The organism is Pseudomonadota bacterium (genome assembly GCA_026388215.1).
GTDB lineage: Bacteria > Desulfobacterota > Syntrophorhabdia > Syntrophorhabdales > Syntrophorhabdaceae > JAPLKF01.
This window is the reverse complement of sequence record JAPLKF010000049.1, coordinates 1-11,278: the sequence shown is the minus strand read 5'-3', so window position 1 is coordinate 11,278 and position 11,278 is coordinate 1. Positions and strand designations below refer to the sequence as shown.

Below are 11,278 nucleotides of genomic sequence, written 5' to 3'. Positions count from 1 at the left end.
CGTGTATTTTATGTGATTGATAAGCAGCAGGTTGTTATTCTCCGGATTTTAAGTAAGAAAGATGCCGAGAGATTTATTCAGTCTTTGAACTGATAATCCCTAATTCTCATCTGCGAGTCTTCCCACGGGTGTAATCGGGCTCACAAGCTGGCAAGCCTTTATTGATAAACAAGAATAAGGTACCCACCTCCATATAGGCCGTTTTAAATATACTTGTCTACGGTTTCGCTTAAAGCTTAAAACCCCTTGACAACCTTTTGTAATTGCAGGAGAATGGAAAGAAAAGGGGCGGGGAAAGATAATTGACCATTGACAGGTTGTTGCCCAAACAAAATTGTCTGCCGGAACACTGTTTCCCTCGCTGCTCCGCTGCGCGCGGTATACCCACTATATGTCCCGTTGTCACTCAAGTCGCAAACTCGGCTTTGCCTCAGACATGCGACTTGCCCTTTATGGGACGTGCCGACGTGACAAAGTGGGTTCCCAACCGTGCTCGAAGTCGCGACTCACGAAAAGTTCTTCCGGCAGCAATGTTCACAAAAGAAAGGATTTGGGCAATAGGCTTTTGGCTGGTTGTTGTCAAATGAAAACTGGTATTATATCGAATCTGGAATGCTGTCGATGAATAGAAGAGAAATTTTTGCAAAAACAATCCTCACAAAAACACGCATTGAAGGATATGACTACTGTATCAACCCCTATGTAGGGTGCGAACACGGTTGCCTGTACTGCTATGCGAGCTTCATGAAAAGGTTCACAGGGCACAGTGAGCCATGGGGAGAGTTCGTAGACATCAAAATTAATGCACCCCAGGTCCTGAGGAGGCAGTTAAGAAGGGCAAAACGGGGAACTGTTCTTATCGGCACGGTGACAGACCCTTATCAGCCAGTAGAAAAACATTACGGGATAACAAGGGGATGCCTCGAAGCCCTACTGGAATATCAGTTTCCAGTTAATCTCTTGACCCGCTCCCCTCTCTGTCTCAAGGATATAGAGCTCTTTAAACAATTTGAAGAGATAGAGATTGGTCTTTCTATAACAACCGATGATGAGAAGATGAGCAGGCTCTTTGAACCCCATTCTCCCTCTATCCAATCAAGGGTGGAGGCCTTAAGAAGACTTCATAAAGAAGGGCTCAGAACATACGCATTTATAGGCCCAATACTCCCGTTGAACCCGGTTAAACTTGTTGAGAAAATAGGGGATGCCGTTGACGAGGTGCTCATTGATCGATTGAATTATCCAAACAAGGTGAAGTCAGTCTATCGCAGGGCAGGGCTTAATCAATACCTCGAAGAGGGTTATTTCCACAATACCGGACTGGAATTGAAGGGGTATTTCGAGAAAAGAGGTATCCCGGTATCAGTAATCTTTTACAACTCCATCTATTTATGCTAATGTAATGAACGTCATGGTTATATCCATTGCAAACCAGAAGGGGGGAGTAGGAAAGACCACCACAGCAGTCAATGTAGCCGCATCCATCGCAATATCTGAGAGAAAAACCCTCATTATTGATATGGACTCCCAGTGCAATACAACATCCGCCTTCGGTATCTCCTACAATGGACTTTATGACCATGTGTACCATGTGCTTATCGGAAAAAAGGCTATAAAAGAGGTAATTAGAAAAACCGAGATACCCTATTTAGACATAGTTCCATCCCATCCTGACCTTATAGGGGCAGAGATTGAACTACTCGATGTGGAGGAGAGGGAGTTCACACTGAAGACCCATCTTGAAGGGCTAAAAGATACATACAGATATATATTTATAGATTGTCCGCCTTCTCTGGGGCTACTCACGATAAACTCCCTTGCAGCATCTGATTTTGTAATTATACCATTACAGTGCGAGTATTTTGCCCTTGAAGGCCTCGCATTACTTCTCAGGACAATTAATATTATCAAGAAAAGGTTAAACACGAAGCTTGAGGTTCTCGGTATACTTCTCACCATGTTTGACAGTAGGACCAACCTCTCGTTCAGGGTCTGGGAAGAGGTCAATAAATGTTTTAATGATGGTGTCTTTAAAACAGTGATACCGAGAAATGTTAAACTGAGTGAGGCACCAAGCTATGGAAAACCTGCCATACTTTATGATATAAGTTCAAAGGGGGCGGAAAGCTACCTCCAGCTTGCTTCAGAAATATTGAGTAAAGGAAACTAAATGTTAAAGAAGGATCCGTTAGGAAAGGGTTTGTCTGCGATACTTAGGGATATTGAAGAGAAAGGGGCAAGTAAGCTTATCCCTGTAGACCAGATTGTGCCAGGCCCAACACAGCCGAGATTTGAAATGAGAGAAGAGACGCTTATTGAGCTTGCCACATCGATAAGAGAAAAGGGGCTACTCCAGCCGATACTACTCAAGAAGAAAGAGAAGGGTTATGAGATTATCGCAGGAGAGAGAAGGTATAAGGCCTCAGTAATGGCAGGACTCAGAGAAGTGCCAGCCATTATAAAGGATGTAGACGAGAAGGAGGCGCTTGAGATTGCACTCGTTGAAAACCTTCAGAGGGAGGATTTAAATCCTGTAGAAATAGCGGTGGTTTTTGAGAGGTTTATGGAGGAATTCGGATATACCCATCAGGACCTCGCAAAGAGGATTGGCATGGACAGGAGCTCCATATCGAATTTTATAAGGCTCCTTAAGCTCCCGGAATGGATAAAGAAACTTATTATTGAGGACAAATTAACCCAGGGTCATGCGAGGGTGCTTATCTCCCTCAAGGATGAAAAGGAGCAGAAAAGGTTTGTAGAGAAGGTTTTGAAGGAAGGCACCTCTGTAAGGGAACTGGAAAGGGAGGTCAAGAAAAAGGACAAGCAGAAGAGCCCTGGATTTTCACATGTAGAAGAGACGTTAAGGGACCTATTGGGTACGAAGGTAAACATAACTTACCGTAAGAACAAGGGTAAGATAATTATAGAATTTTATTCAAAAGACGACCTTAAGAGAATAGTAGAATTAATTTCTATCAATGAGTAATAAAAAATTGCAAAAGTAAGTTTTTTATGATAAAAAATAAGGTTTTGTGAAATAATTCTTTTGACCAAGAGGCAGTAGCAAATGATAGATTTCAACTATACACTGCTTATTCAGTTTCTCAATTTTCTTATACTCCTCATACTATTAAATTTTTTACTCTTCAAACCTGTTCTCAAAGCAATAAATAAAAGGAAGAAGACCATAGGCTCCCTCTTTGAGAAGGCACAAGGTATAAAAGAAGAGGCAGATAAATTGGAAAAATCATATGAGGAAGGAGCCATGGAGAGAAGAAGGCCGATACTTGAAGGGAAAGACGCCTCTCTCTCAGATGCCCATAGTACCTCAATGCACATAATTGAAAAGGCAAGAGCGGAACTCACAGAAGAACTTTCAAAGGTAAAGGGCGAAGTGGATAGGGAGAGCAGAAAGGTCTTTGATACGTTGAAGATGGAAGTGGAAAAACTCTCCACAGGGGTTGCACAGAAGATTTTAAAAAGGAGCCCGTAGTGACTGTCGGTAGTGAGTCGTGGTTATCCTGGGTATTTAAATTCTTTAACTTTGCTGTACTCTTAGCAATAGTCGTAAAATTTGCTGGAAAACCTTTGAAAAACTATCTTGTGAACAGGCATAAAGGGGTTAAGGAGAGGATCGAAGAGGGAGAGCGGTTGTTTCAAGAGGCAGAGGCACTTAAAAAGGAATACGAGGACAGGCTTGCAAAGCTTGATGAGGAGATAGATGCCTTTAAAAAGGTTGTTATTGAGGAGACTGAAAAGGAAAAACAGAAGATACTGGAAGAGGCGAGGGGGTTAGCCTTAAAGATTAAGGAACAGGCAAGGCTTACCTATGAACAGGAAATAAGAGAAGCCAAAGGCAAGATAAAGGAAGAGATAGCAAGGCTCACAGTTGAGAGGGCAGAGAAGCTTATAGCGGAAAGGTTTAATAGAAGTGACAATGACAAGATGGTCGAGGAGTTTATAGAAAAACTGAGGAGCTTGAATTGATAAGACAGTCCATTGCAAAAAGGTATGCCAGGGGCTTATTTGCTGTTGGAGAGAAGGATGGTAAGTATAGGGCATACCTGAAAGAGATAGATAGGGTATTAAAGGTTTTTGATGGGGAGGAAAGATTAAGAAAGGCTGTTATGTTACCCCTCCTCGAGATGGGAAAGAGAAAGGAATTGCTTGCTGATGTAATGAGGCTGCTTGGTGTATCCCTTCCCCTCGTAAATATGTTGAGCATGTTACTGGAGAGAAATAGAATGGGTTACCTGCCTCTTGTAAGGGATGTATATGGTGAGCTTGTTGATGAGAAAGAGGGAAGGGTAAAGGGAACAATCTGGTCAGCATACCCGCTGGATGAGGGTATGAAGGCGAGAATACAGGATGTGTTAAAGGAAAAGATGAAAAAGGAAGTGGTTCTAAGGATGGTTGAGGACAAAACACTTATAGGCGGGATAAAGGTGGCTGTCAAAGGTACTATAATGGATGGGAGTGTAAAAAGGCAATTAGAAGTATTGAAGGAAAATATTTTGAAGGAGTAGGCTATATGGAAATTAAGGCAGATGAGATAAGCAGGATTATAGAACAGAAGATAGCAGGGTTTGAGAGAGGGGTAAACCTTCAGGAGACAGGTATAATAATATCTATTGGTGATGGTATTGCAAGGATCTATGGACTTGAGAATGCCATGGCAGGGGAACTGCTTGAATTTTCTGAAGGTGTTATCGGTATGGTTTTGAACCTTGAAGAGGATAATATAGGCGCAGTTGTTTTCGGGGAGGACTATAAAATAAAGGAAGGGGATTTAGTAAAGAGAACATCAAGGATTGCCCAGGTTCCTGTTGGTGAGGCCCTTGTTGGCAGGGTGGTGGATGCCCTCGGTAATCCAATAGACGGGAAGGGACCTATTGAGGCAAAAGAGTACAGAAATGTTGAACAGACTGCACCGGGTGTGGTAGCAAGGCAGCCGGTAAAGGAACCTCTCCAGACAGGCATTAAGGCAATCGATTCCATGATACCCATAGGAAGAGGGCAGAGAGAGCTGATTATCGGTGATAGGGGAACAGGTAAGACCGTAATTGCCATTGATACTATTATAAATCAGAAAGGGAATAATGTATTTTGCATATATGTGGCTATTGGACAGAAGAGGTCATCTGTAGCGAGAACAGTCGATTTGCTCACCACTTATGGTGCAATGGAATATACTATAGTGATTGCAGCAACGGCAAGTGATCCGGCACCACTCCAGTATCTTGCCCCGTTTGCAGGTTGTTCAATGGGTGAGTATTTCAGGGATACAGGGAGGCATGCACTGATTGTGTACGATGACCTTTCAAAACATGCAGTTGCATACAGGCAGCTGTCACTCCTGCTCAGGCGTCCCCCTGCGAGGGAGGCATATCCCGGTGACATCTTCTATCTTCATTCAAGGCTTCTGGAAAGGGCAGCCAAGTGGGATGACGGGCATGGTGGAGGTTCACTCACCGCCCTTCCTATAATCGAAACACAGGCCGGGGACGTCTCCGCATATATACCGACAAACGTAATATCCATTACAGATGGTCAGATATATCTTGAGCCTGAACTCTTTTACTCTGGTGTAAGACCTGCAATCAACGTGGGTCTTTCTGTATCGAGGGTTGGGGGTAATGCCCAGATAAAGGCGATGAAACAGGTGGCAGGACGCTTAAGACTTGAACTTGCCCAATACAGGGAGATGGCGGCATTTGCGAAGTTCGGGAGCGATCTTGATAAGGCCACCCAGGCACTCCTTGCGAGGGGTTCAAGGCTTACGGAATTACTCAAGCAGGGTCAATATGTTCCTATCCCTGTTGAGAAGCAGGTTGTGCTTCTCTATGCAGGTGCACACGGGTATATTGACATGTATCCTGAAAAAGCACTTAAGAAGTATGAGCAGGAGATGGTTGCTTATATGGAAAAGGAGCACCCCGATATTTTATCCGATATTAAGGAAAAGAAGGAAATCAGTGAATCTATTGAGGAAAGGCTGGATAAGGCACTTAGCCTTTTTCAGAGTAAGTTTACCTATTAGATAAGAGATACGAAATGGCAACCTTAAGGGATATAAAGAGGAAAATCAGCAGCATTAACAGTACCCAGACCATTACAAGAACGATGAAGATGGTCTCAGCATCAAAACTCCGAAGGGCACAGGAAGAGCTCGAAAGGATAAGGGGTTATGCGTTAAAGATGGAGGAAATGGTCGGTCGTGTGATACAGAAGATACCTGAAAATACCCATCCCCTCCTCACTGAAAGGGAAGAGATAAAAAAGGTGCTCATCGTGTCTGTTGCATCTGACAGGGGATTATGCGGTGCCTTTAATATCAATATAGGGTTACACACAGAAAATTTTATTCTCCAGAACAGGGATACCTATGAGAGGATAGGCGTGTACATTTTTGGAAAAAAGGTAAAGGATTACCTCCAGAGAAGGAAGGTGGATATTGTAAAGGAATGGGTTGATATTAAAAAGGTCGACCAGGATGTTGTGGATTCAATAGCGTCTGACCTTATAAGGCTTTATACGGATGGGGAGTTCGATAAGATTTACCTCACATACACACACTTTTTTTCCCCGGTAAAGCAGATGGTTATGTTTGATGAATTTCTTCCGATAAAGACCCCAAAGGATTTGGAAGGTGCTGACTATCTCTATGAGCCGGCAAGGGATAAGATAGTTGAGACCCTTATTCCAAAATATGTGAGCACAAAAATCTATTATGCCCTGATTGAATCCCGGACATCGGAACATGCAGCAAGGATGAGCGCCATGGAAAATGCGACAAGCAACTGTGGTGAGATGGTGAAATACCTCACCCTTGTTTACAATAAGAGAAGACAGGAGAGCATAACCAATGAGATGATGGACATCGTTGGCGGTGCTGAAGCCTTGAGAGGAACTTAAAAAGGAGGAACATAATGAGTGTGGAGGTAAAAGGGAAGATTGTTCAGGTAATAGGAACGGTAGTAGATATCAGGTTTCCATCGGATAACCTTCCACCAATATATGGAGCGATATATATGACAAACCCGACTATAAGCGATAAGCCGGAAAACCTTGTTCTTGAGGTTGCGCAGCATATAGGAGATAGCACGATGAGATGCATCGCCATGGAGACTACGGATGGGCTGGTGCGCGGTCAGGATGCAACATACAGAGGCACACAGATAACTGTCCCTGTGGGTAAGGAGATCCTTGGCAGGGTGTTAAACGTAATAGGGGCACCGGTAGACAATGGGCCACCTGTAAAAACAGAGAAGGTGTATCCAATACACAGACCTGCCCCTCTGCTTACCATGCAGAATACAAAGGTAGAACTCCTTGAAACAGGGGTCAAGGTCATTGACCTCCTTGAGCCATACCCGAAGGGCGGTAAGGTTGGACTTTTTGGGGGTGCAGGCGTTGGCAAAACGGTTATTATCATGGAGATGATCCACAATATAGCAATGCATCATGGCGGTATATCCGTATTTGGCGGTGTGGGAGAGAGAACAAGGGAGGGTAATGACCTGTGGCTTGAGATGAAGGGCTCAGGTGTTCTTGACAAGTGTGCGCTTATCTACGGCCAGATGACAGAGGTGCCGGGTGCACGTGCGAGGATAGGGCTTACCGCACTCACTGCAGCGGAGTATTTCAGGGATGAAGAGGGCCAGGACGTGCTACTCTTTATTGATAATATATTCAGATTTACACAGGCAAACTCGGAGGTCTCCGCATTACTCGGCAGGATGCCATCTGCGGTTGGTTATCAGCCAACCCTTGCGACAGACTTAGGCGAGCTGGAAGAGAGGATTACTTCGACACTCAGGGGTTCAATCACTTCTGTTCAGGCCATCTATGTACCGGCAGACGACCTTACGGACCCTGCGCCAGCAACAACCTTTGCCCATCTCGATGCAACTACAGTTCTTTCAAGGCAGATATCTGAGCTCGGGATATACCCGGCAGTTGATCCCCTTGATTCAACAAGCAGAATCCTTGACCCGAAGGTTGTTGGGGAGGAGCATTACCAGACAGCACGGGAGGTTCAGAGGATACTCCAGAAATACAAAGATTTACAGGATATTATTGCCATCCTCGGTATGGATGAGCTCTCAGAGGAAGATAAGCTTGTTGTTGCAAGGGCAAGGAAGATACAGAGATTTTTATCCCAGCCTTTCTTTGTTGCTGAAGCCTTTACAGGCTCCCAGGGGAGGTATGTGACACTGAAAGATACAATAAAAGGCTTCAGGGAGATTGTTGAGGGTAAACATGATGAACTGCCAGAGCAGGCGTTCTACATGGTGGGAACGATAGAGGAGGCAGCGGAAAAGGCAAAAGGTTTTGCTGGAGAATAATTGTGGGCATGCTTAACCTTGAAATAATAACCCCTGAACGGGTTCTTGTGCATGAAGAAGTGGATATGGTAGAAGCAAACGGAGCCCTCGGTGAGTTTGGCATTCTTCCAGGCCACATACAATTCCTTACCATGCTAAAGATCGGTGAAGCCCGTTATATGAAAGGCGGGAAGACCATATACATTGCCACAAGCGGGGGATTTGCTGAGGTAATTGAAGATAAGGTCACATTCCTTGTAGAGACAGCAGAATTTGCCGGGGAGGTTGATGTCGAGCGTGCAAAAAAGGCGCTGGAGAGGGCAGAATCAACATTAAAGGGACTTCCCTTTGACCATTCAGAATATAAGATACATGAAATGGCGCTACTCAGGGCAATAGCAAGAATCTCAGTGGCTTCAAAGAATTTATAAATGAACTTTTCAATCGATGAAAGGCTTTTCGCACTGTTCCCTTCCTTAAAGATAGGCGTACTTATCTGTGAGATAGACAATACGAAATATGGAGAGGACGCTCTCGAGGTGGTCCTTGAGGATATAAGGACCCACTTCCCTTATGAGAAACCCCAGGACCATCCCCATATAAGGGTGTGGAGAGAGGCATTTGGTAAACTCGGTATCTCTGCATCAAAGTACTATAGCTCAATAGAATCACTCCTCAGGCGTGCCCTCAAAGGAGGACCCTTTCCGAGGATAAACCCTGTTGTGGATTTATACAATGCCATATCACTCAAATATGTAGTCCCCATGGGTGGTCATGCCATCCCACCACTGGAAGGCGATATATCGCTCTGTTTTGCAGAAGGTGGAGAACCATTTGTCCCGATGGATTCGGGCGAAATGGAGGTCGCTGATAAAGGCGAGGTTATATACAAGGATGAGAAGGAAGTGCTGACGAGAAGATGGATATGGAGGCAGTGCCATAAGGACAAGGTAACAGCGGACACAAAATCAATTTTCATCCCCATAGATGTGATGGAAGGCTTACCCGGTTCCCTCTGTAAAAATATTATGGGGGATATGGAGGAAAGCCTTTTAAAGAATGGCAATGGCAGGGTAATCCACGAAAATATTCTCACGAGAGGTAAGCTTAAAACAGGGTTCAAGATATAGCTTTTAGTTATCAGCTATCAGCTATCAGCAAAGGACAACCTTCCTGAAATTCTTGACGACGTCCATCACTGATCCTCTTCCCCCAAAACAGGTGTGATAAACTTCAGTATGTATAAGTAGGTCAGGATGATTTCCGCATTCTTCCGTATGGCATTGTTGTCCTTTGCCAGGGATTTTAATCTCTCGGCACTCTTTTCGATATTCTGTATCTCCTTCCTGATTTCATCCATCATTTTTAACCTCTCTCATATCTTTGAATCGTTTTGCCTTAAGGTCATACCGCGGCAGGGCCCCTTGCGGCTCAACCTTTACCTTGCACGTCAGATTTGTCTTTACCTTGGCTCTTTCCTTCAATCTCTTTGTAAGGTTTTCGACGTCATCCTTTCCGAGTTTTGGAGTTGCCTCTATCCTCAGAGTTATCTCATCCATGATGCCCTTCCGCTCGACAACAATCTCATATTCGACAATATCCGTGAACTCTTCCCGTATAAGCTGCTCAATGGTTTTCGGAGAAAAGAGGACCCCACGAATCTTCCGTAAATCATCAGCCCTTCCTACAACCTCCATTATCATTTTTGACGTTCTGCCACAGCTGCAATTGGAATGTCCTTTGACGACCACGTCGTTTGTGTTGAAACGGATGAAAGGGAAAGACCTCCTTCCGAGGGGTGTGATTACCACTACCCCCTGCTCACCTTCTCCCACCTCTTTTGTGAGTGTCTCCCGGTCGAGTATCTCAACAAGAAAAAACGGTTCTATAATATGGAGACCCTTTTTGACCTTGCACATACCGGCCCATCCGCATACTTCAGTCCCGCCGATGTGGTCATATGTTTCACACCCGTATAGGTCTTCCAGTTTACGACGGGTAGCTTCAGGCATGGGTTCCCCTGCACAGAGCATCCTCTCAATCCCGAGAGATTTCGGGTCAATGCCCATATTCATTGCTTCTTCGGCAATATGAAGGCCATAGGTTGGGGTATTCATCATGGCATTTGCCCGTATTTCGATAATTTTATTCACCCTTCCTTTTGTATCGAGTGCCCCGCCTGGTATTACTTCGCATCCTACTTTTTCTGAAGCGTAGTGTGCTTCCCAGAATGCCACATATACGTTATACCCGAAGGGGAGAAAAACCCTGTGCCTGGGCCTGAATCCTGCCATATAGAGGATATGACACCATGATTCAATCCTCCATTGCCAGCTCTCATAGGACTCCGGGACATAGACCGGTTTTCCGGTAGTTCCACTCGTCTGCCTGAAGGTGGTCACATCCTTTATATCCACGCCGAGGAGACCACCGTATGGATGCGGCTCGATCTCCTGATACGCCCTCAGTTCTTCCTTGTAGGTGAAGGGAATTTTGCTAATATCGTGAACTGTTCTTATATCGTCAGCCTCTATTCCTTTCAATTTATCCCTATACAGGGCAGAATGGGTTTTTGCATAGGAGAACATGTTCTTGAAATATGAGAATTCTATATTCTCCAGTTTTTCCCTTGGTAAGGTTTCTGTGTAAGGATTCCAGTATTCCATAGCTTATCACTTCCTTAATTTAATATTATGAAATAACGTTTCTGATATTTAATAGCATGATAATCGAAGATGTATTGTTTGTCAAAGAAATTTTTAAAAGGCATTTTGCTGAAGCAGGCTATTGTTTAACTATTTCTGTTTTTATACTGGATATTGAACCAAAGATGGTTTTTGTGTATACTTTTGCTACTTTTTATTGATAGGGGTTTATGATTATGTCTACCATTATGCCGGAGGGGGAAAATCTACGAAGGGCAATAAAGTGGATTTCTGCAAACCTTGTGG

At 44.2% G+C, this 11,278-nt stretch carries 13 protein-coding genes; 11 read left to right on the top strand and 2 right to left on the bottom strand.

Annotated features, from left to right (window positions below):
* Positions 1-621 precede the first annotated feature (621 nt).
* From NTU69_03675 to NTU69_03625, 11 genes are all read left to right on the top strand, one after another.
* A complete protein-coding gene (locus tag NTU69_03675; protein MCX5802627.1) occupies positions 622-1,398 on the top strand; it encodes a radical SAM protein in 777 nt (258 codons plus the stop codon).
* A gap of 4 nt (positions 1,399-1,402) precedes the next feature.
* Positions 1,403-2,170 (top strand): AAA family ATPase, encoded by a 768-nt coding sequence (locus NTU69_03670; GenBank protein ID MCX5802626.1) that lies wholly within the window; start codon positions 1,403-1,405, stop codon positions 2,168-2,170.
* Positions 2,171-2,986 (top strand): ParB/RepB/Spo0J family partition protein, encoded by an 816-nt coding sequence (locus NTU69_03665; protein ID MCX5802625.1) that lies wholly within the window; start codon positions 2,171-2,173, stop codon positions 2,984-2,986.
* 81 nt (positions 2,987-3,067) lie between these two features.
* Positions 3,068-3,493 (top strand): ATP synthase F0 subunit B, encoded by a 426-nt coding sequence (locus NTU69_03660; GenBank protein ID MCX5802624.1) that lies wholly within the window; start codon positions 3,068-3,070, stop codon positions 3,491-3,493.
* A complete protein-coding gene (locus NTU69_03655) occupies positions 3,493-3,987 on the top strand; it encodes an ATP synthase F0 subunit B (protein ID MCX5802623.1) in 495 nt (164 codons plus the stop codon). Before NTU69_03660 ends, NTU69_03655 begins: the two co-directional genes overlap by 1 nt.
* The gene (gene atpH, locus NTU69_03650) at positions 3,984-4,526 is read left to right on the top strand and encodes an ATP synthase F1 subunit delta (protein ID MCX5802622.1); all 543 of its coding nucleotides are present in this window, start codon (positions 3,984-3,986) and stop codon (positions 4,524-4,526) included. Before NTU69_03655 ends, atpH begins: the two co-directional genes overlap by 4 nt.
* Before the next feature lie 5 nt (positions 4,527-4,531).
* A complete protein-coding gene (gene atpA / locus NTU69_03645; protein ID MCX5802621.1) occupies positions 4,532-6,040 on the top strand; it encodes a F0F1 ATP synthase subunit alpha in 1,509 nt (502 codons plus the stop codon).
* 14 nt (positions 6,041-6,054) lie between these two features.
* On the top strand, positions 6,055-6,915 hold the full coding sequence (gene atpG, locus NTU69_03640; GenBank protein MCX5802620.1) for an ATP synthase F1 subunit gamma: 861 nt from the start codon (positions 6,055-6,057) through the stop codon (positions 6,913-6,915).
* Positions 6,916-6,929: 14 nt separating this feature from the next.
* Complete coding sequence (gene atpD / locus NTU69_03635; GenBank protein ID MCX5802619.1) at positions 6,930-8,348, top strand: F0F1 ATP synthase subunit beta; 1,419 nt, start codon at positions 6,930-6,932, stop codon at positions 8,346-8,348.
* Positions 8,348-8,758 (top strand): F0F1 ATP synthase subunit epsilon, encoded by a 411-nt coding sequence (locus NTU69_03630; GenBank protein ID MCX5802618.1) that lies wholly within the window; start codon positions 8,348-8,350, stop codon positions 8,756-8,758. Before atpD ends, NTU69_03630 begins: the two co-directional genes overlap by 1 nt.
* Positions 8,759-9,457 carry a phenylalanine--tRNA ligase beta subunit-related protein gene (locus NTU69_03625; protein MCX5802617.1) on the top strand — a complete coding sequence of 233 codons (699 nt, stop codon included), beginning with the start codon at positions 8,759-8,761 and terminating at the stop codon, positions 9,455-9,457.
* A gap of 65 nt (positions 9,458-9,522) precedes the next feature.
* On the opposite strand, the gene NTU69_03620 is transcribed toward NTU69_03625, so the two are convergent.
* Together NTU69_03620 and NTU69_03615 are read right to left on the bottom strand one after the other, a co-directional pair.
* Positions 9,523-9,690 (bottom strand): hypothetical protein, encoded by a 168-nt coding sequence (locus NTU69_03620; GenBank protein MCX5802616.1) that lies wholly within the window; start codon positions 9,688-9,690, stop codon positions 9,523-9,525.
* Positions 9,680-10,993 carry an AMP-binding protein gene (locus tag NTU69_03615; GenBank protein ID MCX5802615.1) on the bottom strand — a complete coding sequence of 438 codons (1,314 nt, stop codon included), beginning with the start codon at positions 10,991-10,993 and terminating at the stop codon, positions 9,680-9,682. Before NTU69_03615 ends, NTU69_03620 begins: the two co-directional genes overlap by 11 nt.
* Between the last annotated feature and the right edge of the window lie 285 nt (positions 10,994-11,278).

Excerpts from the sequence above, each read along its gene's own strand:
- NTU69_03675 (MCX5802627.1), top strand. The coding sequence starts at position 622 with ATGAATAGAAGAGAAATTTTTGCAAAAACAATCCTCACAAAAACACGC.
- NTU69_03670 (MCX5802626.1), top strand. The coding sequence starts at position 1,403 with ATGAACGTCATGGTTATATCCATTGCAAACCAGAAGGGGGGAGTAGGA.
- NTU69_03665 (MCX5802625.1), top strand. The coding sequence starts at position 2,171 with ATGTTAAAGAAGGATCCGTTAGGAAAGGGTTTGTCTGCGATACTTAGG.
- NTU69_03660 (MCX5802624.1), top strand. The coding sequence starts at position 3,068 with ATGATAGATTTCAACTATACACTGCTTATTCAGTTTCTCAATTTTCTT.
- atpA (MCX5802621.1), top strand. The coding sequence starts at position 4,532 with ATGGAAATTAAGGCAGATGAGATAAGCAGGATTATAGAACAGAAGATA.
- atpG (MCX5802620.1), top strand. The coding sequence starts at position 6,055 with ATGGCAACCTTAAGGGATATAAAGAGGAAAATCAGCAGCATTAACAGT.
- atpD (MCX5802619.1), top strand. The coding sequence starts at position 6,930 with ATGAGTGTGGAGGTAAAAGGGAAGATTGTTCAGGTAATAGGAACGGTA.
- NTU69_03625 (MCX5802617.1), top strand. The coding sequence starts at position 8,759 with ATGAACTTTTCAATCGATGAAAGGCTTTTCGCACTGTTCCCTTCCTTA.
- NTU69_03620 (MCX5802616.1), bottom strand. The coding sequence starts at position 9,690 with ATGATGGATGAAATCAGGAAGGAGATACAGAATATCGAAAAGAGTGCC.
- NTU69_03615 (MCX5802615.1), bottom strand. The coding sequence starts at position 10,993 with ATGGAATACTGGAATCCTTACACAGAAACCTTACCAAGGGAAAAACTG.